At 43.1% G+C, this 24,234-nt stretch carries 24 protein-coding genes and 1 tRNA gene; 9 read left to right on the top strand and 16 right to left on the bottom strand.

Annotated elements, in window-relative coordinates; translation table 11 throughout:
* Positions 1-14: 14 nt before the first annotated feature.
* Positions 15-992, bottom strand: coding sequence for an acetyl-CoA carboxylase carboxyltransferase subunit alpha (locus L0U88_RS08275; protein ID WP_234865447.1), 978 nt, complete (start codon positions 990-992; stop codon positions 15-17).
* 137 nt (positions 993-1,129) lie between these two features.
* On the opposite strand from L0U88_RS08275, the gene L0U88_RS08270 reads away from it, so the two are divergent.
* From L0U88_RS08270 to L0U88_RS08260, 3 genes are all read left to right on the top strand, one after another.
* Positions 1,130-1,203: transfer RNA gene (locus tag L0U88_RS08270), tRNA-Asp, on the top strand.
* 72 nt (positions 1,204-1,275) lie between these two features.
* The gene (locus L0U88_RS08265; protein ID WP_234865446.1) at positions 1,276-1,506 is read left to right on the top strand and encodes a hypothetical protein; all 231 of its coding nucleotides are present in this window, start codon (positions 1,276-1,278) and stop codon (positions 1,504-1,506) included.
* 1 nt (position 1,507) lies between these two features.
* Positions 1,508-1,864, top strand: a complete 357-nt coding sequence (locus L0U88_RS08260) for a hypothetical protein (RefSeq protein WP_234865444.1) — start codon at positions 1,508-1,510, stop codon at positions 1,862-1,864.
* A 31-nt stretch (positions 1,865-1,895) separates the two neighbouring features.
* Here the strand turns inward: L0U88_RS08260 and L0U88_RS08255 are convergent, their stop codons facing one another.
* A complete protein-coding gene (locus L0U88_RS08255) occupies positions 1,896-2,756 on the bottom strand; it encodes an alpha/beta hydrolase (protein WP_234865442.1) in 861 nt (286 codons plus the stop codon).
* Positions 2,757-2,893: 137 nt separating this feature from the next.
* Between L0U88_RS08255 and L0U88_RS08250 the strand changes: the two genes are divergently transcribed.
* Together L0U88_RS08250 and L0U88_RS08245 are read left to right on the top strand one after the other, a co-directional pair.
* Positions 2,894-4,168 carry a hypothetical protein gene (locus L0U88_RS08250; RefSeq protein WP_234865440.1) on the top strand — a complete coding sequence of 425 codons (1,275 nt, stop codon included), beginning with the start codon at positions 2,894-2,896 and terminating at the stop codon, positions 4,166-4,168.
* An 11-nt stretch (positions 4,169-4,179) separates the two neighbouring features.
* Complete coding sequence (locus tag L0U88_RS08245) at positions 4,180-4,884, top strand: DUF6320 domain-containing protein (RefSeq protein WP_234865438.1); 705 nt, start codon at positions 4,180-4,182, stop codon at positions 4,882-4,884.
* Between the two features lie 217 nt (positions 4,885-5,101).
* Here L0U88_RS08245 and L0U88_RS08240 read toward each other — a convergent pair whose 3' ends face one another.
* Positions 5,102-5,752, bottom strand: coding sequence for a hypothetical protein (locus L0U88_RS08240; RefSeq protein ID WP_234865436.1), 651 nt, complete (start codon positions 5,750-5,752; stop codon positions 5,102-5,104).
* Positions 5,753-5,901: 149 nt separating this feature from the next.
* Here L0U88_RS08240 and L0U88_RS08235 point away from each other — a divergent pair, with 149 nt between their 5' ends.
* Positions 5,902-6,462, top strand: coding sequence for a helix-turn-helix domain-containing protein (locus L0U88_RS08235; protein WP_234865434.1), 561 nt, complete (start codon positions 5,902-5,904; stop codon positions 6,460-6,462).
* Here L0U88_RS08235 and L0U88_RS08230 read toward each other — a convergent pair.
* The 9 genes from L0U88_RS08230 to L0U88_RS08190 all read right to left on the bottom strand — a co-directional run bounded on the left by L0U88_RS08230 (position 6,400) and on the right by L0U88_RS08190 (position 13,235).
* Positions 6,400-7,272: a hypothetical protein gene (locus tag L0U88_RS08230; protein WP_234865432.1), complete on the bottom strand. Its 873-nt coding sequence runs from the start codon at positions 7,270-7,272 to the stop codon at positions 6,400-6,402. The two genes, L0U88_RS08235 and L0U88_RS08230, sit on opposite strands and share 63 nt — an antisense overlap.
* Positions 7,269-7,850: a hypothetical protein gene (locus L0U88_RS08225; RefSeq protein WP_234865430.1), complete on the bottom strand. Its 582-nt coding sequence runs from the start codon at positions 7,848-7,850 to the stop codon at positions 7,269-7,271. Before L0U88_RS08225 ends, L0U88_RS08230 begins: the two co-directional genes overlap by 4 nt.
* Before the next feature lie 22 nt (positions 7,851-7,872).
* On the bottom strand, positions 7,873-8,457 hold the full coding sequence (locus tag L0U88_RS08220) for a nuclear transport factor 2 family protein (RefSeq protein ID WP_234865429.1): 585 nt from the start codon (positions 8,455-8,457) through the stop codon (positions 7,873-7,875).
* A 91-nt stretch (positions 8,458-8,548) separates the two neighbouring features.
* The gene (locus L0U88_RS08215) at positions 8,549-8,740 is read right to left on the bottom strand and encodes a CsbD family protein (RefSeq protein WP_234865427.1); all 192 of its coding nucleotides are present in this window, start codon (positions 8,738-8,740) and stop codon (positions 8,549-8,551) included.
* 128 nt (positions 8,741-8,868) lie between these two features.
* Entirely contained in the window at positions 8,869-9,288 is a 420-nt protein-coding gene (locus tag L0U88_RS08210; protein ID WP_234865425.1) for a c-type cytochrome, read from the bottom strand.
* 54 nt (positions 9,289-9,342) lie between these two features.
* Complete coding sequence (locus L0U88_RS08205) at positions 9,343-10,245, bottom strand: glutamate--tRNA ligase family protein (protein ID WP_234865423.1); 903 nt, start codon at positions 10,243-10,245, stop codon at positions 9,343-9,345.
* A complete protein-coding gene (gene mgrA, locus L0U88_RS08200) occupies positions 10,223-11,218 on the bottom strand; it encodes an L-glyceraldehyde 3-phosphate reductase (protein WP_234865421.1) in 996 nt (331 codons plus the stop codon). Before mgrA ends, L0U88_RS08205 begins: the two co-directional genes overlap by 23 nt.
* A 6-nt stretch (positions 11,219-11,224) precedes the next feature.
* Entirely contained in the window at positions 11,225-12,631 is a 1,407-nt protein-coding gene (locus L0U88_RS08195) for a Gfo/Idh/MocA family protein (protein ID WP_234865419.1), read from the bottom strand.
* Positions 12,632-12,641: 10 nt separating this feature from the next.
* Entirely contained in the window at positions 12,642-13,235 is a 594-nt protein-coding gene (locus L0U88_RS08190) for a Crp/Fnr family transcriptional regulator (protein ID WP_234865417.1), read from the bottom strand.
* A 275-nt stretch (positions 13,236-13,510) separates the two neighbouring features.
* Between L0U88_RS08190 and L0U88_RS08185 the strand changes: the two genes are divergently transcribed.
* From L0U88_RS08185 to L0U88_RS08175, 3 genes are all read left to right on the top strand, one after another.
* Positions 13,511-14,098 (top strand): Crp/Fnr family transcriptional regulator, encoded by a 588-nt coding sequence (locus L0U88_RS08185; protein WP_234865415.1) that lies wholly within the window; start codon positions 13,511-13,513, stop codon positions 14,096-14,098.
* A gap of 17 nt (positions 14,099-14,115) precedes the next feature.
* Complete coding sequence (locus L0U88_RS08180) at positions 14,116-14,895, top strand: GAF domain-containing protein (protein WP_234865413.1); 780 nt, start codon at positions 14,116-14,118, stop codon at positions 14,893-14,895.
* Positions 14,896-15,274: 379 nt separating this feature from the next.
* A complete protein-coding gene (locus L0U88_RS08175) occupies positions 15,275-16,012 on the top strand; it encodes a murein L,D-transpeptidase catalytic domain family protein (protein ID WP_234865411.1) in 738 nt (245 codons plus the stop codon).
* A 4-nt stretch (positions 16,013-16,016) separates the two neighbouring features.
* Here L0U88_RS08175 and L0U88_RS08170 read toward each other — a convergent pair whose 3' ends face one another.
* The 4 genes from L0U88_RS08170 to L0U88_RS08155 all read right to left on the bottom strand — a co-directional run bounded on the left by L0U88_RS08170 (position 16,017) and on the right by L0U88_RS08155 (position 24,232).
* Positions 16,017-17,501 (bottom strand): FG-GAP repeat domain-containing protein, encoded by a 1,485-nt coding sequence (locus L0U88_RS08170; RefSeq protein ID WP_234865409.1) that lies wholly within the window; start codon positions 17,499-17,501, stop codon positions 16,017-16,019.
* Positions 17,498-18,841, bottom strand: a complete 1,344-nt coding sequence (locus L0U88_RS21060; RefSeq protein WP_234865407.1) for a vanadium-dependent haloperoxidase — start codon at positions 18,839-18,841, stop codon at positions 17,498-17,500. The genes L0U88_RS08170 and L0U88_RS21060 overlap by 4 nt, the downstream gene beginning before the upstream one ends.
* Entirely contained in the window at positions 18,838-22,389 is a 3,552-nt protein-coding gene (locus tag L0U88_RS08160; RefSeq protein ID WP_234865405.1) for a VCBS repeat-containing protein, read from the bottom strand. The genes L0U88_RS21060 and L0U88_RS08160 overlap by 4 nt, the downstream gene beginning before the upstream one ends.
* An 85-nt stretch (positions 22,390-22,474) precedes the next feature.
* Positions 22,475-24,232 carry a RagB/SusD family nutrient uptake outer membrane protein gene (locus L0U88_RS08155; protein WP_234865403.1) on the bottom strand — a complete coding sequence of 586 codons (1,758 nt, stop codon included), beginning with the start codon at positions 24,230-24,232 and terminating at the stop codon, positions 22,475-22,477.
* Positions 24,233-24,234 lie beyond the last annotated feature (2 nt).

Here is a 24,234-nt window from a genome sequence, read left to right as displayed (position 1 = left end):
TTGATGAGGAATAATTAAACTGGCAATTCATCCCAGAAGCCCATTTTACTGTACTTCTCGATGCGCAAACGCACCCGCTCTTCTGCGGGCACCTGTTTAATTTCCTTCAGGGTTTCAATCAGCACTTTTTTAAGGTTGGCCGCAGCTTCATTATAATCCCAGTGAGCACCGCCTATAGGTTCTGGTACGATGCCATCTACCAGGCCAAAGCTGACCATATGATCGGGAGTAAGTTTCAGTTCGTCTGCTGCTTTTTCTTTTTGCGCCCAGCTTCTCCAAAGAATAGAGGAACAGTTTTCCGGAGAGATCACGGTATACCAGGAGTTCTGCAACATGAACACCCGATCACCGACTCCAATCCCGAGGGCTCCACCTGATGCACCCTCTCCAATAACTACGCAGATCACAGGAACTTTGAGGCGCATCATTTCATAAATATTGCGCGCAATGGCTTCCCCCTGGCCACGTTCTTCCGCTTCCAGTCCGGGATAAGCACCCGGAGTATCAATAAGCGTAACAATAGGTTTATTGAATTTTTCGGCGAGGCGCATGAGTCGAAGTGCTTTTCGATAGCCCTCCGGGTTGGCCATACCGAAATTCCGGAGCTGGCGCATTTTGGTATTGATCCCTTTTTGCTGACCTATGAACATCACGGTTTCGCCATCCAGTTGGGCAAATCCACCAACCATGGCCTTATCATCCTTTACATTTCGATCTCCATGGAGTTCCACGAAATTGGTGGTCATCTTCTGGATATACTTCAGCGTATAGGGACGGTCAGGGTGCCTGCTGAGCTGAACCTTTTGCCAGCTGGTCAGGTTTTCAGTGATCTGCCGGCGGGTTTCCAGCACCTGATCTTCCAGTTTCTTTATGTAATCGGAATTATCAATTTTCGTTTTTTCGGATGAAATCTTTTGCTTCTCGATTTCATCAAAAAGGTCTTTAATAGGTTTTTCAAAATCTAAAAACTGTCGGTTTTTATTCTCTGGCATACTATCAGTTGTGGTGTAAAATTAAGGGTTGAAAAATTTTTAGGAAAAGTTTTGTTTTGAATTGGGAAATCCCTTTATCTTTGCCATCCCAATTTGAAACAACGGGATCTAAATCGCAGAGTTTCAGGTTGTTGGAAGGATCGGTAGTTCAGTTGGTTAGAATGCCGCCCTGTCACGGCGGAGGTCGCGGGTTCGAGTCCCGTCCGGTCCGCAAAAAGCACCTCAAATGAGGTGCTTTGTCGTTTTGAGTTGATGGGTCAGCTGATAGTGGTAAGTTTGACTCATGGATCAAATGCCAATACCGGACAAGGACGAAAGCTTCCTGGAAGAAATAAAATCGGGCATCCGGAAATTGTTAAATAAGGCCGTAACCTGGATGAAGCCTGATAAAGAACAACCCACCCTGGTTCAGATCCTGGTATTCATAATCAAGCTACCTATTCTGCTGCTTATGTTATTGCTCTCCCCAGTGCTCCTGGTAATTTTAATCTTTGTTTTTATGGCTGCTTTTTGATATGAAAAAAGAGTTTTTTCTTTTCGGCAGCTGTTTGTTCCTTTTTATCCTGCACCAGCTATTGGAAAAATGTTTCCATGTGCGAATCGAAAAGGTTGATAATTATTTGGACGCCCTGGTTTGTTTGCCCATTATTCTGCAACTGATTGTATGGGAGCGCAGGGTTCTTCTTAAGGATGCCTACTACCGTTTACCACTTCTGCATATCGCCGGCTATTTTGTGCTGCTCTCCATATTAGGTGAACTGCTTTTTCCGGCTCTTAGCAATCGTTTTACTGCAGATGGCTGGGATGTTCTTTGTTATGCTGCCGGTACTTTTTTGTTTATAGGAGTAAATTCCTATCACAGGATTTATTAAAAACTCCATTTTACCCGGAGAAAACTATTGATTATTTCAGTTTTCTATTTGTTAATTCAATAATCTGCTGCAGTGCTTTTTTCGATTCGGGGAAATTCATAAACATCCAGGCATGTGGCATTTCTTCAAATTCAAAAAAATTGTATTCAATTCCCAGGGAGTCTAATTGAATCTTCAGTTTTCTGGCATCTGCCAGGAGAATATCGTTGGTGCCTATAAAAACTGAAATGGTTGCCAATCCCTCAAAAGATCCATAAACCGGACTAAGCAGGTAATAATCCGGAGGCGTATCTCCGGCATATAGCTTTCCGACGGTCCTAAGCCCTTCAATACCTAAAAAAGGTTCAACACCCTTAAATTCTTTGAGTTGAGGATTGCTTAGCGTTATATCTAACCAGGGTGAAAGCAAAATGATCTGATCAGGTTGGGGAAGAGAATCTGATTGAATTTTTTGAGCAAGTGCCAGCGCAAACCCTCCACCAGCTGAATCCCCCATCAATATCAAGTCACTTGGAGCATGCGTATGGAGTAGTTTGTTGTAAATCCATTCTGCCATTGCAAAGGATTCTTTGTAGGTATATTCCGGAGCCAATGGATAATCCGGAGCAGTTATGGTACAGCCTGTTTTTTCTACCAGCCGGGCCAGAAATTTCCAATGAAAAGAAAGGAAACCGCTAATATAAGCACCACCATGAAAATAAAGAATATGCCTGCCGGAGGCTTTTGCGTACTTTGAACTTAATTCAAATACATTTCGATTATTAACCTGGTATTGCCGGATAGTGCAAATATCCTGCAATGAATCCGGTGGGTGAGACCGGTTGAAAAACTGAAACCTGCCAGAAGCGAATCGTTGACTGAGAAACTTTTTCCTGCCAACCATTCTTAGCATAAAATTGAATAATTTACTTTGGGTACTTGCCACCTGATTTGTTTGATTGTTATCCTAATTACTCCGTAAGGTACCTACTATAAACAGGTATCTGTCCCGATGAACTGTTAATCAACTGCCCTCACAAATAATAAGAAATGCAGGACTTTACCGATTTTTGGTTAAGGCTTGACAATGCAGCCAAAATATATCCGGCAGTAAAAAGCCAGGAATTAACCGCCGTTTTCAGGATATCTGTTGATTTGAAGGAGAGGGTGAAAGCAAAACAGTTCATTGAAGCCATTCAAAGCCTCGAGAATCGGTTTCCGTATTATAAAGTTACCCTTAAAGCGGGCTTTTTCTGGTATTACCTGGAACCTGCTGATCTTCCATTTACAGTAATTCCTGATAGTGATACACCCTGTCGCGCATTTGAAAAACAGGAGCTCTTATTCAGAATATTGGTAAAGGCTAATCGAATTAGCGTTGAATTCTCGCATATTCTTACGGATGGAACTGGCGCATTGGAGTTTCTAAAAACCTTATTATTTCTCTACCTCGAAAAGACGGGGGTTCAGCTTCCGCAGGAATTGCCCTTTCACAAGCCGGAGGATATTCCGAAGGAAGAGGAGTATGAAGATGCCTATAATCGATATTTCAAAAAAATTGATAGTGTAAATCAAAGGCAACCGAATGCATTTCATGTACCCTTCAGGTTAAATGATCGCCCCCGACTTAAAATATTGACTGCAGAACTACCAGTAAAAAGTATTGCTGCAAAGGCAAAAGAATATGAAGTAAGTATAACAGACTACCTGGTAGCCGTTTACCTGCATTCTTTGCAAGAACTATATGAAGAACAATCTTCATTAAAAAAACACCGCTCAAATAAAATAATTCGTATCGAAGTTCCGGTAAATCTGCGCAGGATTTTCCCATCCCGTACCATGCGGAATTTTTCACTCTATGTGATGCCAGGCATAGATCTGCACCTGGGGCATTATAGTTTTGAAGAAATAGTGAAAATTGTTTTTCACCAGGTTCGATTAGAAACCGATAGGAAACTAATCAGTAAAATGATATCGAGAAATGTAAGCGGAGAAAAAAATCTACTTGTAAGAACCCTTCCATTATTTATTAAATCACTTTTTCTATCCATTTTGTATTCCCGGGGAACGAAGCAATATAGTGGTGTGGTTACCAATATGGGGAATATTGATTTAGGCACAGAAATAAATTCCCTGATAAAACAATTTATATTTATCCCTCCACCTCCAAATGATATACTAAAAGTGAATTGTGCTGCAGCAGGTTTTAATGGTAAATTGAATTTGACATTTTGCAACATAACGGTATCAAAAGAACTGGAGCGAAGATTTCTTTCATTTTTAACCAATCAGGGCATAGCGGTAAAACTAACCTGGTACAACTAAACTAAACTGACATGAACATTTGCCGTAACTGTGGGGTTGAATTGGAAGAGACGATGACTGTTTGTCCTTTATGCAGACAAGCAACCGGTAATTCAGAAATTGCGTCAATCCCTGATACAGCTGGGAAAGAGTTTATTGTTTATGGAAAAAAAATGAGTCCCCCGGAAAAGAAGTTTACCTGGGAGATCATTTCACTTATACTGCTTTCTTCCATTGTAGCAGCTATTGTAATTGATTGTATTCTTAATAGCAACATTACGTGGTCGGAATATCCGGCAGCAATCTGCCTGACCGTATTTTCTTACATTTCGATGTTTACCTTCTGGCAGCAGAGGACGACATTTCAACTTGCAGGCGGCCTAACGCTATCAATCATTTTACTTTTTCTTTTTGATTTAATAACCGATGGTATTAACTGGTCGATAAAAGTTGGAATACCGCTAATTTTTGCAGCCACTTTTCTAGCTGCTATTTTAATTAAAATCATCCGCCATTCTAAATATAAAGGTATCAATCTGATAGCGTATGTATTTCTTGGAGCGGCCATTCTTTGTATTTTAATTGATGGGATATTATATTATTACCTGAGAGGAATCTTTCATATTGATTGGAGTTTACTTGTAGCAGCCTGTACGATTCCTGTTGTTATTGTGTTATTTTTTGTGCATTTCAGAATGAAAAAAGGAAGGAGTCTAAAAAAAACTTTTCATATCTGATATTCACTGAATTAACTCTCCTCAATAAAAATTGTTACGGTACATTCTATAAGAACGTCTTTTCTTTCGCATGATCCAAAGATCAATTATTCCAAAACTTCGTTTACCCTCTTTACCATGTGAAGGGATTTCATCAGAAGATAAATCAAATAAAGGCTCATTTATCATATTGTGCTCATAAACAATTGTTCCTGCACTTAGGAAAGGGGGTTGCATATTATTTATTTTTAGGATCACTTCGCTTCACCCTGGCTGCTTCCAGAGCTGCTTTATTTTTACTGATCAGTTCACCTTTCAATCTGATTTCCTGATCCAATTCTCTAAGTCTGTTTTCGACAGATAACTTTTGTTTTTGAAGGTCTTTTTGCTCCTCCATTAATTTCTCAAGTTCTTTTTCCTCCTTTCCTAAATCTTTGATCTGAGCGGAAATATCAACATCATCAGAGAAGGAATTGGTATACATAACCAATGATTCAAGATACGCTTTGACATTTTGATTGATCAGAGTATCATCTGTACTATTAGCAAAATTATTGTACCCTGTTGATACAGCCATATAAACTACACTGCTATTATTTTGCCCCTTTTCAATTTTAGTATAGATATCAATTTTTTCCGGACTGATTTCAGAAAGCACTACTTCCTTATACCGAACTACTCCCCTTCTCATTTTCTTCTTTAATCCAGACCTTTCGAGTCTCAATTGCAGGGCATCCCTGGCCATTTCCTCTGTCTGGTTTAATGTAATCATTACTGCATGCTGATTCACCTTATCAATCATGAAAGATGCATCAGTGGCTTGTCCATTCATCACTGCTGCTGAAGTTAGAGCAAGAATGGAAAGTACTAGTTGTTTTATATTTTTCATTTCACAAAGCTGACACAAATAAGCGGACAAACTGTTACACAACTTCAGAAATATGTTATATAATTCACACTTTACAGAAGGAGTCAAATGAATCTGGGTATAAAAGGTTATATTTAGATAGACCATGTTTATATTAATCTTCTCTTCCAATGAAACTCTATATTAAAAATATGGTTTGCACCAGGTGTAAAATGGTCGTAAAACAGGAGCTAATCAAATTAGGTATTCATTTTAGTATGGTGGAACTAGGCGAGGTTGAAATCATTGAAAATATTTCCTGTGAACAGCAAAATCAATTAAGGGTAGCACTATTGAAAGCTGGGCTGGAATTGATGGATGACAGCAAAAGTGTTTTAATTGAGCAGATAAAGAATGTTATTATAGATCTGGTTCACAACTCTGAAGAACCTTTGGCAATAAAGTTTTCTGAATATCTGCATCAAAAGTTAAATCATGATTATACCTATCTGGCGAATCTATTTTCAGAAGTGCAGGGTACAACTATAGAGCAGTTTCTGATCACGCATAAAATTGAACGGGTAAAAGAATTACTTGTTTATGATCAGATTAATTTAACAGAAATAGCCTATCAGATGCATTACAGCAGTGTAGCCCATCTTTCCACGCAGTTCAAAAAGGTAACAGGATTAACGCCATCTCACTTTAAGCAACTTAAAAATAAGAAGCGAGTGATGCTGGATGCTGTTTGAAGAAAGCAAAGATATCGGCAATAAAGTGAAGTCAAGTACCAGCATCTCCATGAAAAACACATCAGAGAAAAAATAACCGGCCATATGTACCAGTATGGGTATCCAGAAAAGATAGTGATCCAATTTTCTTGTGAAGAGCCCAGCTAGCATCACTCCCTCCAGGAGGAATATAGCCGTATTTCCAATGTTTAGCAACGTCGGGTGAGCAATCATCCACTGGTAAAAAGCAGTAAGCAGGTTATCCGGATTGTGATAAATATACTCTGCAAGGTTACCCTGCACACTCAACAGACCATGATTGAACTGGTAAAAAGAGTCACCGATAAAAGCCTTCCAGTAGAAGGACATGAAATAAATGAAACAGGTCAGGTAGCGGAGTCCTTCCCATAGACGGTTGAAGAGTTCCTGGTTTCGGAAAGCAAAGGGCCATAGTATCAAAACCACCCCACACATCGCATGTGTATGGTGAGTAATGCGACTGTTAAAGAGCATGAAATACAAACCAATCAGGATCGCAAAAATCAATATAGCTAAGGTTTGCTTCGGCTTCCAGATTAGATATGCTCCGCTGCTGATTAACAACAGATCGAAACTGATGGATTGTACAGGATTGGCCAGGAGCCAATCAGCAAGACCTGAGCCCTGGAAAATCCAGTAAGTGATATCCATTTCCACTGCAAACAAGGGGGGATGACCAAGTTGAGAGGGGGTCACGCCAAAGTATAAGCGAAGCAGATAAAAAAACAGAATATAGCCTGCAATCATGCGGGTTAGCAGGCTACGTTGGGATGGGGTTAATTCAAAGTTCATAGTGTACTGCGGTTGATATATAAGACAGTATCAACACTGATTAACCGGAGGCTGCCATTTTTCTGGTATTCCACCTGTTTTCTCAGAACATGTACTTCATCAACTTCTTCACCAACCTGCTTCGACAGATAGGAAAGGAACCAACCTGGAAAACGACTCCATTGGTCAGGCTGAATAGTGAGCTGGGGTAATACCGGCAGGAAGGCCGGGTGCCTTTGTCCCCAGTTTTCAAGCAGGTAGTTCTTAAACGAATAGTTTCCTTTTTGGTCTATCTGTGTATGAATGTACAGGTGCAGCGGATCAAAAATCATCAATTTCCTGGATTCCTGCCAGGTGTTCGGTATCACAACTAGTTTATTCTGATTGTACCAGATTTCCTGGACAGTGTATTGATTGGTTTCGGGTAATTTGGCTGAATACATCCGCCAGACAAAAAAAGGAGTAGTCTCCAATTTTATCAGATTGGAACCAAGACTGCAAACAAAAAAAAGAACAACAAAAACAAAAAGAAACCGATTTGTTTTATAGGTGCGATACCAGTAAGAATCTTTCCAAATATGAGAACGTTGCATAGCCATTTAAAGAAATCAAACCTACTGATTATTTCTGCTCCTGGGCGGGAAGAGCTGTATTCAGCAATCCGGACAACGATTTGGAAGTGCGGTTTTCGGAGCTGTTGAGGTAAACTACTTTTCCATTTTTCAGCAACCAGTTATCGCAGACCAACATGGAATCCTTTTTACCGTCTTTGGTTTCCCATTTATTCCAGACCCAGGCAATTACCCAGTCCTGGTTGCGGTCTTTATTGTGAAGTGAAATCAAAGAAAAAGGAGTATTGGTGGTGGAGGAATACGCATTGCGCCATTTGCGCAACTCCGCTTCGACTGTTTCTTTATTGGTGCTCACCCGTACGCCATTGGGCCAATCAAAAACAGTACTGTCAGCCAGGTAGGAAGCCATATCAGTAGGGATATCGGAATCCCAGGCCTGGTACAAATTGGCAATGGTACCAGCCAGCTGAGGATCACCGGCCTCCCAGTTTTTGAGCACTACAGAAGCGGGTAATTCAGGCATTATAACCAGCTCAGTAGAATCAGCTGCCGGAGTTACCTGCTCAACAGGAGCATTACTTGAACAAGCGATAAATAGTACACAACAGGAGAGTAACAGTAGTTTTTGAATCATGGCATTCAGGTTGATAACATTAAAACAAACTTGAATATAACTAAAAATGGCCATCACAGGGATGGCCATTTTAAAAGGGTAACCGGTTTGATTATAATTTATCAATCCATTCCTTTACCTCTTCTTTGGTTTTACCAGAGGCTTTTTGAATGCGACCGAGCAACTCATCTTCTTTACCTTCTACGTAGGTGAGGTCGTTGTCAGTCATGTCTCCATACTGTTGTTTGATCTTACCTTTAATAATATTCCAGTTGCCTGCTATTTTTTCTTTCCACGCTTCCATAATGATGAAGTTTAATTGTTAACAAATCGCTTTTACAAGCATTTGTATTACATCGTAAAAGAACCATGCCGGCCTGAATATGCGGTGGGGTGTAGAAACAGTACCCCAAATCATACCGACCTATCCCATTAGTTCCCTGTTTTTAAGGAAAGAATATAAGTAGCCATCAGTTTGGCATCATCTTCTGTCAGCGTCGGATGTGGTGTCATAACCGGATGGCCCCAGGCACCTGAACCTCCCTGGATGATTTTCAGGGCCAGGAGGCTGACATACCCCTTGTTTGCTGGATATCGTGCAGCGATAGACTCGAAAGCAGGGCCTTTGGATCTTTTATCCTTTTGGTGACAGGTGTAACAATCGGAGTAAGCAATCAGCACCTCTCCTTTTTGTATTTCTTCCGGAGAGAGCGGCTCATCTACCCCTTCAATTTTCCTGATATAATCTTTTTTAACGGGCTCCTGTTCCGGAACCGGATCAGCACAGGCGAACAGGCCTAAACCAAAGGCATAAACGAAGATCAGGCAGGCAGGTCGCGGGCTTGGTTTCACGCTGTTGAAATATTGCTCAATTGCAGCAAAGCTATGGAATCTGCTGTTACCTGCTTATACAATCGAAGTAAGTTCAGAGTAGGTGAAATCCGTCCAATGTGAAACCGGATGGTTTATACTACATCGCTGTGCAAGCAGGGTAAGTATTTGGGACGGAGTAGAGCCATTTTTTATAAGTGTATGCAAACTTTCAGCGCCTTCCGATTTGGAGAGTTTGTGGCCAGCCTGATCTGTAAGCAGCGGATGATGAAAGTGAACAGCGGTAGCATAGCTGTTGTTGTCCAATGAATGACTCAACGCCACCTGTGCGATACTGCTTTCCAGCAGATCAACACCCCGCACTACCAGGTTTACTCCAAACTGCGCATCATCCACTACGGAACACAACTGATAGGCAGGTGTACCATCTCTTTTCCGTACGATAAAATCTTTCATGGAAACAGGGAAAGAATAAGCGCGTGTTTCTCCATTGAACATTTGCAGGAATTGCGACTGCTCAGGGGTTCGATAACGCCAATTCAAGCCTGGATCATCCAGCGAATAGCTGGAGCTGCAATTTCCTGTGCAACCAGACTGGAGGCTGGCTTTTTGCAAATCCGTTCGGGTGCAGGCACAGGCATACAACAATTCTTTTTGCCTTAACTCATCCAATGCTTTTGTATACCTATCCATCCGGTGCTGCTGCGACCAGTTCTGGAAAAAATCAGCTTCATGTTTTGGACCCTCCTGGTAAGGCAACTCAAAATAATGAAGCGTTTCAAAAATATTTTGAAGATATTCCGGCCGAAACCGCTCCCGATCCATATCATCTATTCGCAATAAAATCGAAGCACCTGAATCTCGGGCAAGGATCGCCGTTAGTATGAACGAATACAGGTTGCCCAGGTGCAGATAGCCACTGGGTGTAGGTGCGTAGCGGGTTTTATGAACTTTTTCAGCTGGCAAGGATGTCTTCAATACGTTGCAATTCTGCTGCAGTAAATTGCAGGTGTTTCAGACAGCCTACTGCATCTTCCACCTGTTCAGGTTGACTGGCTCCCACAATCACGGAAGTAATTCTTGGATCCTTGAGTACCCAGGCATAAGCCATCTGGGCCAGGCTCTGACCGCGCTCTTTTGCCAGATCATCCAATTGTTTCACTTTCGCAATGTTTTCCGGAGTGATCTGCTCTGCTTCCATAGCTCCATTGCCCAGTGGTCTGGCAGCCCTTGATCCCTCCGGTATGCCTTTCAGGTATTTGTTGGTTAAGAGCCCCTGCGCCAATGAAGAAAAAGTAATGCATCCCATACCGGTATATTCTACTGCATCCAGTAATCCATTTTCCACCCATCGATCCAGCATGGAATATTTGGGCTGATGAATCAGACAGGGCGTTCCCAACTCCTTCAACAGCTTTGCAGCCTTTCTGGTTTCTTCCGCACTGTAACTTGATATCCCTACATACAAAGCTTTGCCCTGGCGCACCAGCAGGTCCAAGGTGGCCATAGTTTCCTCCATCGGTGTATCAGGATCCGGCCGGTGATGATAAAAGATATCGACATAGTCCAATCCCATGCGTTTCAAACTCTGATCCAGGCTGGCAACCAGGTATTTTTTTGATCCCAGATCACCATAGGGACCCGGCCACATGGGCCAGCCTGCTTTGGTGGAAATGATCAGCTCATCGCGATAACGTCCCAACTCTTCTTTAAGGATCTTGCCGAAATTTGTTTCAGCAGCTCCGGAAGGCGGACCATAATTATTCGCCAGATCAAAATGAGTGATGCCCAGATCAAATGCCTTAAATACAATGGATTTGGATTTGGCATAAGGATCCAACTCACCGAAATTATGCCAGAGCCCAAAAGAGAGAGCAGGCAGTTTTAACCCACTTTTACCAGCGCGACGGTACTGCATTCCGTTATAACGATCAGGATTAGCCGAATACATAGTTGTTTATTTCTTGTTGATGAGTTTCATCTGAACAGGATCCCAGTGCAGGATCCGCTGCTGAAAATAACTGTCATTGCAGGCAATACAGGGAGCAGCTGCACGGAATCCAAAGCTAATATCCTCAATCACCGGTTTACCCGTACGCATGGCTTCAAAAAAATTCATGAAATGATCGAGGTGATCATCATAACCGGGAGGATTGACAAATCGAATCGGCTCCTTTTGAGGTCTTTGGTGATCAGCTTGTGAATAGCGACTGTTATACTGTTTACGTAATTCCTCCTGCATAGCTGCAGGATAGGTTTCCAAAGCATCCCAACCACCAATCCCAGGCGCTTTCGGCATGATGCTGTGCGTGAGTTCCAGGTCGCGTCCCCCAAGCTTCAACACCCCTTCATCCCCAATCAAACGAATGGAACTGGTATCCCCTCCTCCACTGATAAAATTGACCCTTAGTGTTAGTTGAAATGCAGGGTGCTGAGCAGTAGCAGGATAATCCATAATAGCAGTCATGATATCCGGTACATCGCGTCCGTCCTTCCAATGGGCGAGCTGGCCACTTGCATAAATTTTAGTGGGACCAAGAGACCCCGTTATAAAATGCACACCTGATAACAGATGCACAAAGAGATCGCCTGCTACTCCAGTTCCAAAAGCCCGATAATTTCGCCACCAGAAAAACTGCTTTGCATCAAAAGGAGGTTTTTTCGAGCCACGGATAAATCCATCCCAGTCTACAGTTGCAGTAGATGCATCCAGTGGCATGGTGTATTGCCAGGCCCCCATTGTGCTTTGCCGATCATAGGTAGCTTCTACGAGATTCAGTTTACCAATCGCGCCAGCGGTATATAATTCCTTTGCTTTTGCATAGTGCAGGCTGCTCACACGCTGGCTTCCCACCTGCATGATGGCACCTGACTGTTGCTGTACTGCAATAAGGGGCAGTCCTTCCGAAATTTTATGAACCACGGGCTTCTCCCCATAAACTGCTTTCTTTTTCTGCATAGCATAAGTGGCAATCGGGGCATGCCAGTTATCACTGGTTGCTACAATAACCGCATCGATATCAGATCTGTCAATAAGCGCCTTATAATCCATCGTTGTGAAAAGGTCAGCGCCATAGATTTCCTTCGCGCGAGTCAGGCGGCCCTGGTAAAGATCACATACTCCGGCGAGTTCAACACCCGGCACTTTCAGTGCTGTTCTCAGGTTGCGATGCCCCATGATTCCCATCCCTATAACGCCAACCCGTATCCGATCATTGGCATTGATTCGTTTAGTCGTTGGCGTGAGTATAACTTCCTTTTCGCTGCCAGCTGCCTCACTCATGGATGGGAGGGTTAAAGCCAATGCAGCAGAGCCGAGCCCCTTTATAAAATGACGGCGACCGGCTGCTTTTCGGTTAGACATGATTGTTAATTTAAACAGATAATCGTTTCCTCACCCGGCTCAGGGTTTCCAGGGTAACACCCAGAAAAGACGCAATGTATTTTATGGGTACCCGGTTGATCAGGTGCGGGTAATGCTCTACAAAATACTGGTATTTATGATCAGTACCCGGGATGCGCGCAACAAAAGCTCTGCCTTCCGCATCCTGGTAATACCGTTGCAGCAACTTTCTGCCGACAATATTAAACTCAAGGTAATTCCGGTAAAGGGTTTCGAGGTCAGCATGACTGATCACCAGTAATTCCGAATGTTCAATTGCCTGGATATTTTCGTTGGAAGGTGCCTGGTCGTTCAAACCGGAGATGGATGTCACAATTTCATTGTCAATTGAGATCCAGGTAGTAATATCCTTGTCATCCTCTTTTATGAAGCCCCGGATGGCCCCTTTGGAGATAAAATACAGGTGGTGGCAAACTTCACCACTCCTGAGCAGCATTTTACCTTTCCGAACCGTTTTAGTTGTAGCCTTTTGCTTAAGAAAATCAATAATCTCCGGGGTAAGCGGGTGCAAACTGCCCAGCAATTGAACTAAGTGGGAAATGTCCGGAGCGCTTTGATTTACCATTGTTTACAAATATCGGATGAGGCCTTTATTAGGGTCATTGATTTATATCAAACGAAATTTTCAAGAAAAAAGGTTGACAATAATCAAAAGAATCTGCCTTTAAAGTATAAAATAGTGGCCTATCTGACATTGATTTTATAGGTTTTCACTTATGAAAAAGTCCAAAACCTGTAGATTTTACAAACTATTTCCGAAATTTTACCCATTCACCACAGGTCTTAAAACACAACATTTGAAAGAAGTTTGAGTTTCTAATAATGTGACCATCAACGCATATGAGTAGTAGTAAGCATCATTTGACCGAGTTTCTGAATTCACTTTATCCGCTGAGCAGTAAAACGGAAGAGCTGATCAGCCAGCACTCCTATACCATTACGTTAAAGAAGGGGGCTTTTTTGTTTAAACCGGGCATGGACCATCGCACCCTTTATTTCCTGGTCAAGGGCGTTGTGAGAGGGTACCGGAAATTCAAGGGTGAAGAAATCACCACCTGGCTGAATGAGGAACAGGAAATGATTACCAGTATCAGTAATATCGGCCTTGAACAGGAATGTGACGAATATATTCAGACACTGACAGAATGTGAACTCATCGGTATTGCCGCAGATATGGTTGAATTCCTGTTTGCAAACTGTCCCGAGATTCCTGTCATTACGAAGTTATTATTGGAAGACAATTACCGGGGAGCTGAAGAAAGAGCATTCATCAGCAGAATTCCTTCCGCGGAAGACAAGTTCTTTCGTTTCGTTGAAAAACACCCCGGACTCATTAACCGGATTCCGTTAAAGTATTCAGCTTCCTACCTGGGTATGCGGCTTGAAACACTTTGCCGGATCAGAAGTAAGCGAATTTTAACCACCTAATTCCAACCGACCCTGCTATGATCACGGTTCTTGCTCATACCAACCAAACAAATACACCCGGACTCAGTTCCTCGTCTATGCCTTTGGAATTAGTCAGCGACGAAGATTTGCATTTACCAGTTGAGTTGGCTGCCCACATCAGCGATTGCCAGGTAGCAGCCATCAGCTTTTTGGGAGTTACAAAATATTTTGTGCGAAAAGGCCTGGCAGAATGGTTAGGCTTTCCGGATATTCAACAACAATTCTATAAAATACCGACCCAATGTGATAAGATCCTGATAGTTGCTGATATGGAACAATTAACTTCCACTTTCGCATCCTATCAGATTCAACTGCCCGCACAAATTCAGTTTTTGGCTTCTGTTCCAATCAAACTGGATACAGGTTACAAATCTGGCTGTCTCAGCATAATGGGAGTGGAAAAAAGAGTTGGACTGAGTGAAACCCAGGTTATTGCACTGGAAAAAATTGCCCAGCAAATTGGCCGGTTGGTGGTCTCCAAATTACAGAACAAGCAACTCCTGGAACATAAAAACGACCTGCTACTGGCAGCCTCAAAAAAAACGGAGTTGAAAACAGAAGAATTCAGGCAGGAACTGAAATACATCGCTTACAAGATGCACGAGGATTTTGCACAGACCCTGGCAGCCACCAAACTCTACCTTGAATTTGCGGAAGACGATCAGCATTCCAATAAGCACTTTTTGCAGATATCAAAAGATACCATTGAGCAGGTGATCCAAAAAATGCGCACCCTTTGCCGTACAATCGCTCCTCATCCCATAGAAAGTATGTAAAAAAAAAGAGACGTATCACTACATCTCTTGTCGCCACTGCGGTAGATTATTCGGTTGTCAGAGGCCAGATTAATTGATTTCAAAGGCATGGACTAAAAAAACGGGCCTTAAACCGGTTTTCTGGAATTGGATTTTAAGTTGGATTCGTCCATACTAAACAAACTTGAGGCCAATTTCCATCCAGGTAGACTTAGTTTTACACGCTTTATTCACCACATATTTTAATATTCCTGATACATTCCTGCCCCAAAAAGCCAGAAATCCGTAAATTCAGTATCGGTTAAGGATTTTTGCATCCTTGTTACAACCATTTTCAGGCTCAAACCGTCTATACCGGTGACAATGCCATCTGATCTGGTTAATAAAAAGGACTATTAGAATGCGGTATAAATCAGCAGGCTTACTATTCACTATCCTAGTGATTGCCACTTTATCCATAAGTGCCTACTCAGGCAATAAAACAATCCCATCCGGTTCCAAAAAAAGCTATTCAGACAGCAGCATCGCTGAAGCTCCAGCTATTGCTGTGTGGATTTCTGTCTACCACGGATTAAGGCTGGATTCCCTGGGACTCTCTGCAGATGCATTTGAGAAGGCCATTCGCGGTTGGGAGAAACTGAAAAGAAAGGGAGAGCTTTCCAATCCCTCTGTACTTAGTATAGCTGATTTCAGTCAGCCCAGCACCTCTAAAAGATTGTATATCATTGATCTGGAAAAAAATCAGTTACTCTTTCATACCTACGTGGCGCATGGCCGGAATTCCGGAAAGGATCAGGCTGTTGCCTATTCCAACCGGGCCAAATCTCATATGAGCAGTCCGGGTTTTTATCGCACCGAGTCAACTTATTATGGCAGTAACGGGTATTCTTTAAAATTATCCGGACTTGAAAAAGGCATTAATGACAACGCACTTCGCCGGGCGATTGTGGTACATGGAGCAAATTATGTTTCCGAATCGCTTATCGAAAGCCAGGGCTACCTGGGCAGAAGTTATGGTTGCCCGGCTATTCCGACCTACCTGGCACGTCCCATCATCAACACCATAAAAGATGGTTCCTGCCTCTTTATTCATGCGCCGATTCAACAGTATGCGCAGAACAGCAGGCTTGCTAACTAGTAAATTATCTTAACCGGTTTTTTAGCAGGATCCAGGAGCTTTGCAAACCAGCAGCCTGCCCTGACCCGGACTCATTCAATCCAAAGGAAGCCTGACCAATTACGATATCCAGGTCGCCATCTCCATCCATATCAGCCCGGTCCATTGTTAGCCAGTTCCCATTTTTTGCTTCCGGAAAACTGGTGGGCTCAAAGTCACCCTGTCCCAATCCCTTCCAGAGAACAAAAGCTTCCTCAGGACTCTTAATCCTATCCGGGAAAAAAGAGATGGCGGCAATATCCAGATGGCCATCTTGGTTAAAATCAGCAGCCATGGCTTTACCTACCCCATTCATTGGAAGAAAGAGCACCTGTTCAAACTTATTATTTCCCAGGTTCTGAAAGATCCGGATACCATGGTAGGGTTTCATAACCGGCGGATAATCGCCATTATCTCCATTAGTAACCAGCAGATCCGGCAAACCATCCTGGTTATAATCCAGCATTTCCAAAAAATTGCTACCATGTACTGCTGGAAATCTCAGCAAGACTTTTTCTTTGAATTGACCAGTCCCGTTGTTTTCATATAAAAACACGCCCTCATCCCCCTGTGCCATTAAAACAACTATATCGGGATGGCCATCCTTATTCCAGTCGGTTGTGATAATTCGTATAGCACCTGGTTGTGCCCGGAGTGTATGTTTCAAAAAAGTTTGTTGCTGTGTTTGCTCGTACCAGGCTAGTTGTCCCGATTGATTTCCAAACTCTGCGACAATAATATCCTTCCTGCCATCCTGATTCAGATCTTCCAGTACAAAATGCACCGGTCGCTGCAGGCTATCAAGCACCGTTTGACCGGCTCCTGTTTCCGAATTGTATTTGACCAATGCACCCAGCCTGCTGTCGGAAGGTTGCAATACCCCCATCGTTAATACATAGAGCGAGGTATCAGTAATAACATGCGATATTCCAACACCGGTTGAAAAAGTAGCTGGCTTTGATATTCCGGTCGGATCTGTTACAAACAATGCGGGCTGCATGCCATCTCCCACCAATAACTGACCTGTTGCTTCCTGGTATCCAATATAGGTTGTAAGAGGCTGCTCTGTTAATTGCGAACCACTCAGTACTTCAAATCCATCCAGCCCGGTTTTAATTGCTTTTCGGTTACTGGTATCAGATAGTTGATCGGGCGCTTCGGTAATAAAGTGATGCCGGATTTTATCCCAGTCTTCCAATGAAAGTAAGGGTTTAGCTGTTTTAGTGATATACCGGTTCATTCCCATGGAATGATAGCCCAAAAACAACCCCATTTTAGGTAGCACATAATTTACCCAGGTAGCTTTATCCAGGTCGGTAGCCTGAGGTACGAGGTGACAGGATTGACAATATTGTTGAGCCAGTTCAAATCCCTGTGCAGAAGTTGCGTCTGTAAACTTTCTTTTTTCAGGACCGAGGCATTGTGAAAAAAACAGCCAACCTATACATAGTAAAAAGACAACCGGCCTCATTCTGCTGCATTGATTTTTTTCATGAGTTCAGCGCCCAACCAGGTTCCCAGTTTTGTTCCTTCTTCTACTGCCGGCCGGAAATGAATCCCTCCATACACCCGACTGATAGAAGCTTCGGCAGCTGCTTCCTGGAACGAATTGAAATCGCGCTCCAGGCCTATGTATTCTTTATCACTATCATCATGAAATGCAAAATTTTCTCCCAGTTCAATCGTCAGCACAGTTGCTGCTGCAGCAGTTATTACACTATGGCCACTTGGGTATTCCGGAAAAGGAGGAGTTTGTAAATAAGGTAACCAGTTTTTATCAAGCTGTTCGTTGATCACGGTAATGGGTCGCACAAGTTCATACTTGTATTTTGCATCCCAGCAAACAATAAATCCATCCATCAGGCTCATGGCGGTAAGTGCCAGCACCCTGGCTGTTTTTACAGGATCTGTTCCTGCTTTTTTACAGGCAATGGAAGCAATTCCCATCCAGTGGCCACCAGGTGTAATTTTTTTGTTGGCAAACATCAGGTGTCCTTCATGTTCGGTTACAAAGGGATTATCATCCCAATAAGTGGCAATTAGTTTTTGTTCTTCGGTGAGATTGTTTCCAATGGTATAGACTTCCATTACCTGCTTATAAAAAGAATCCGACTGATTCATGGAATAAGCTGGCGCAGGAGGTAACGGATAGGCAGCAACGCTGTCGTTATAGAAAGGAAGCATATCACCCCAGCAGGGCTCTACCGCATCACTGTAATCCGGAGCAGTTGGCTTCCATTTGCCTGGTAATCGGCTTCCTATATAACGTGGTTTACCGCGGGTTTGCGGATAGTTATCAATAGCTGCTCTTTCCATTATTTTTTTAGCGATGGTTTCACCGAATGCGATGGACCTTTCATACACCTCAGGATCAAGTCCACTTTTGTATGTTGCGAGCACCACTTTTTCATATTGTAAAAGGGTATCAACAGAAAAAGTGAGACTGTTTGCGACACTCAGAAAAGCCCTTGTAGCGGAGAGTAAGAAATCATACTCCTTCCCTTGTTCCGGTAGGGGCATTGCTTTGAAACCAGGCAGCTTAGCTGTAAGAGAAGGTTGATCTGATTGCAGATGTCTGATCGCTTCATAGGAAGCAAGCGATGTGTAACTGTAAATTCTTGCAGCAACGGGAGGCGTGAATACATCGTAAATAATCAGGTCAGTCAGTTTTTTCTGATTGGCATGCAGGATTTCCACTCCGGGCAGGGTTACTGCTTTGGATTTGGTATCAGCGCAGGAAATCCATGTGCCGATCACTGCCAGGAAGGCGAGATATTGGAGTACTTTATAGAGCTTCATTGTTGTCTTCACTTCGATCCGGTTTTTGATCCAGTAAAATATTCAATCTGTTTTACCTGTTGGTTGGTAAAGAGCAGGAAAGGCGATTGGGAAAGAAATCCGGATCCCCAATAGCGCTCCTGTTTTCTTTGCTTGCCGTTGGTAAGAGAAATTATAGCATAGGTATCATTACTTGCAGGCTGTGCCTGCGCGAGTGCTCCTTTCCAGTTAAACCATTGCAACGTTCCCCTGTTTTGAGAAACTGCCAGTTTACTGGTTTGATCTGGCCCAACCAAACATACCAATGACTTTCCATTTCCCGGCACATAAAATCCAGAGGAGGCAATTGAAAGGGCTGAAAAATTCCCACTACCATCACCCAGCAATACCAAGCCATTCAGGGCATCATACCTGCCTACTGATACTTCAGTACCATAGTCGTTGGTGGTACTTATCAAATCCAGGTTTCCATCTCCATTCAGGTCTTCTGCAAACATTCCATTCAACATAGAAACCTGGGCCAGCATCGGTAATTCCTTCATGGAAAATTTACCGTTTCCTTTGTTTTCGATATATACCGAAGCCAATTGATTCACTTCCCCCTTCCAGGCTGTTTGAAGCAGCGAATCATTCAGTATCTCACGGATACCAGCAGTCGAAAACAATTTATAATTCTGGAATTTTCTGCGCAGGCTGATCATTTGTTTGATGAGATCATCCCTGGTTTGAGCAGGAAACTCTTTTCGCTCCCATTCTGCATTCGGAAGGTAAAGAGTTGGAATCGCATCCAGTGATTTGTTATTATCAAAATCACCTGCGTAGATGCGAACCGGTTCCTTATCCGATGCACGATAAAATGAATTTAAACCCAGGTTGGAAACCACATAATCAATATCCCCGTCATTATCAAAATCTCCGGGTGCAATGCTGTTCCACCATCCGGATTTATTTTCCAGTCCCGTTTCGTTTATTCGTTTCAGTTTACCCTTTTCATTTTTAAAAATGGTAACCGGCATCCACTCTCCTGCCAACAACAGATCAGGCCAGTTATCATTATCGATATCTGTCCAGATGGCATCACAAACCATCCCCAGTTCTTGCAGTTCAGGCGCCAGTTCTTTGGTCGCATCCCTGAACTGAACCTTTCCTTTTCCGGATTCATTCAACAACAACGTACTGGAAACCGGCAATGGATAGTTCCATGGTTTTACTCTTCCTGCCAGCAGCAAATCCAGATCACCATCTCCATCCATATCTGCAGCCCGAACACAGGATTTACTTATCGTATTAACAGGAATGGCTGTGCTGTCTTCTGTAAAGTTTCCTTTGCCATCGTTCAGGTAGAAATGATCACGATAGCTGCTAGCCCCTGCTTCCAATTCATAGCCACCACTGGTGATATACAAATCAAGGTCGCCATCCTTTTCTGCATCGAATAGCAGGATACCCATATCTTCCCAGGATTTGGTTTGCGCATCAGCAGCCGGAATCAGCTCTGTTCTTTTAAATGAACCGTCCATTTGCTGCAGCAGTATGGATGCACTATATCCAAAGGAACCACCAACGACAAGATCAGTAAGACCATTTCCATCGAGATCCCCTGCCGACATTGCCGGACCGAATTCAGATAACTTATGCGGCAGCAATTTCTGCACGTTGAAATCACTGTAATCATATTCCTGGTGAAGGAAGTAGGGTTGTATAGATGCTGTTATATTCGTGAATAACGGAGTTATTGGTTCCTGCTTTTCCAACACAGTAGTAACCGCATCTTTATAATTTAACACGAGGCGTTGATTGGCGGGAAGATTTTTCAATTGCTGAACTTTCCCATCTGGCCAGGTAACCAGCAATTTATCAACCTGCTTTTGTTTACCAAGTCCAAAATGGATGATGTCCTGCATGGTGGATAGATAACCCCGGTAGGGACTGAACTCTGTTACCTGCATGCTGTCTCCCAGGTGGATTTCAATTCTTGTACCGAAACCGTCACGATTGGTTGGTGGTCCCTCCAACTGCACCTGCAGGTACTGGTTATCTGATAATTTTTCAATTGCCTTGTTTTTATAAACCATCGCCACCTGGTTGGTATTATTGATCACCAGGTCCATGTCTCCATCATTATCCAGATCGCCGTAGGCGGCACCGCTTGAAAAACTGGGACTATCAAATTTCCAGTCTGCAGTTTTATCAGTGAACCTGGAACCATCCGAATTTTTGAAAACAAAATTGGAGAGTTTCACTTCCGGAATCTGATCCAGAATCATTTCCTTGGGAGCAATTTTATTGGCGGATGCGCGATAGGTCATAAAATCCCGATCTGTAATATCCTTCGGATAACCATTCGTGATCATCAGGTCGCGCCAGCCATCATTATCAAAGTCAACGAACAGCGGAGCCCAGCTCCAGTCTGTTTCAGCCACCCCGGCATAGAAAGCAATATCTCCAAATACAGGGTGTGAGGTTCCGGCAGAATCTTTCCAGGCCGGACCCAGGTTCAATTGCAACGTATTACGTACATATTGGTACTGATACCCGAACTCTTCATTGTTCAGATAGTTCTGGTAACTGTTGGCAGCCATCATCATTTTTTTCCGATCATTGGATGCAGGCAACATATCCACTGCTATCAGATCTGGCAAGCCATCGTTATTGATGTCCGCTACATCATTACCCATAGCGGAGTAGGATGTGTGTTTGAAATATTGTTCTACCCGATTCGTAAAACTGCCATCCTTATTATTAATCCACAGAATATCATTGGTAAGAAAATCATTGGTTACATAAATATCTTTCCAGCCATCTCCATTTATATCGGCGATGGCTACCCCAAGTCCGTACCCCTCCTGTAATATGCCAGCTTCTTTAGATACATTGGTAAACACAGGATGCCCTTTGCTGCTGTCAAAATCATTTCGATACAGCCGATCTGTATTTTCGGCTGTGCCATCCAGTTGTTTTTGCTTGTATTGATTGGGGTATCGATCAGCGCCTACTTTATTGGTGAGTACATAACAATCCAGGTCGCCGTCATTGTCATAATCAAAGAATACAGCATGGGTGGTATGTCCGGTATCTGCCAGGTTGTATGCAGTTGCCTGGTCTTCGAATACAGGCTTTCCATCTTTACCAGCACCTTTATTAATAAAGAGCATATTGGCTCTTTTCAACGGATCGTTTGAGATGGAGGCGCCTACATAAATATCTTTAAGTCCGTCGTTGTTGATATCCACAACAGCCACACCGGTTGACCATTTGTCATTGCCATTGATACCGGCAGTTGCACTGATGTCTTCAAAGTTGAGTTCTCCTTTGTTTAGGTACAAGTGATTGCCGACCCTGTTACCCGTGAAGAAAATATCAGGCAGTCCGTCCTGGTTAAAATCTTCGATCGCCACTCCTCCCCCGTTGTAGGTATATTCCAGGTCGAGAATATTGATGGAATCATTTTCTGTAATGGTATTGGCAAACCGGATACCGGATTTTTCAGCAGGTATCAGTTCAAAGCCCATTCTGGAAGCGTTTTTACAGGAACTAAGCAGGGCCAGCGAAACTAAAAAACAGATGCAGTAGCGAAACATGTGCAGTTCATTTCAGGGAGATAGTGAAAAGGGTAGAGAAACTCTACCCTTTTCATTATAAATCTACAAAATGTTACCGGTTCTATTAGTTATAACCAGGATTTTGTTGAAGTGTAGATGAACCTCCGGAAGTATGAAGATCAATTTGATCCTGAGGAATCGGGAAGTATTCATTCTTACCTTTTGTGAAGGTAGCTGAACCATATCCTGCACTCAGTTTGGGTTTTTCATAATTCAGGAAGGCATTTAATTCTACATCTGCAACACCCCAGCGTACGAGGTCAAAGAAACGATGACCTTCCATACCGAGTTCCAGTTTTCTTTCAAAACGAACCGCCTGTCTTGCAACATTGGCATCGGTCCATGCAGTGTTATAAAGACCTATTACATAATTGGCTGCATTATTACCATCCTCGTCAACTACGAAGGTTTCTGGTTTAGCTGCACGGGCACGTACCTGGTTAACATAACCTCTGGCCGTTTCCAGTGATCCACCACCATCAATTTCAGCCTCAGCAGCCATCAATAACACATCCGCGAAACGGATGATCTTGTAGTTGGTAGAAGTCAAACCACTGGTCCAGTTGGTACCATCGGTAAGTCTGCCTTGCTGGCTACGATAATAAGACATCTTCTTAGGTGCATACGGACCACCATTACCCTGATCACGGATCCAGGCTTTACCCGGATGAGGACCCCAATCCAGGAAAGGCAGACCTCTGCGGCCTACTGTCCAGTCGAGACGTGGATCCAATCTACCAGCATCGGGTGTGAAAGGAGCTGAAGATTCCAATCCCATGTCACTAATAACCTGGTTGGCACCAACATTATAAGATCCATCGAGCAGAGGAAGACCATTCGCATTCGTACGGAAGGAATTCACAAACTCAAAAGAAGGCTGGAAGAATCCGCAACAACCACCAGGACCACCATTATAGGGGAAGTTCAGGATATGGTCATAGTTGGCATTAAATCCACCGGAACCATCATTGATTGATGCTTCATAAGCGAAAACTGATTCTGCGCGAACGGCAGCATCATTTTCCCGGTCAGGATTGAAGTTGTCATGGAAAGATGGAGCCAGATCATAAGGGATATCATTGGAAGTTCTTCCATTATTAATGATATCAGTAAAAATCGGACGAGCTTCCGCATATTTTCCCTGGTACAATAAAGCTTTGGCATACATCGCATCAGCTCCCCACTTATTGATACGACCAACAGCACCAGGATTCACTGCAAGTGTAGTTCTTGCAAAATTCAAATCCTCCATGATTTTAGGCCAGGTATCTTCTGTATTGCCAACCTTGGCGCTGGATACATTGATGGTTTCGTCCACATAGGGAATATTGTTCCACATTTTTTTTGCCTCAAAATGATAGTAACCTCTCAGAAAGCGAGCTTCTGCAAGCATCTGTTCTTTGGCAGCAGGAGCAATATCCGATTCTGCAAGGTTATTCAAAATACGAATGGTTGCATTGGTCCGGGCGATGCCTTCATACAATGCCTGCCATTTGATGTTGAAATAACTGTTCGTAGGCAATGGTGCATATTGCTGGATCGGCACAATATTCGCCTGATCACCTGCATCAGAACCTTTGTTGGCTTCACCACCAACAATACTTCCATATACCCAGTTGGATCCACCACCTTCCCAGCCAATACCTTTCAGTGCAGCATAGGATCCGACTAAAAATTGCTGAGCACCTTTCAGGCTTTGGGCCTGTTGTTCTGTCAACAGTCCCGTTGTTTCCTGATCCAGGAATTTTTTATCACAGGCAACCAACAGCACCGCAGCACTGAGCAGGAAACCCGAAATGTATACGATTCTCTTCTTTAACATGT

It is taken from the genome of Flavihumibacter fluminis (assembly GCF_021491375.1).
Lineage (GTDB): Bacteria > Bacteroidota > Bacteroidia > Chitinophagales > Chitinophagaceae > Flavihumibacter > Flavihumibacter fluminis.
The sequence above is the reverse complement of the archived record's forward strand: the minus strand, read 5'-3'. Positions and strand labels throughout refer to the sequence as shown.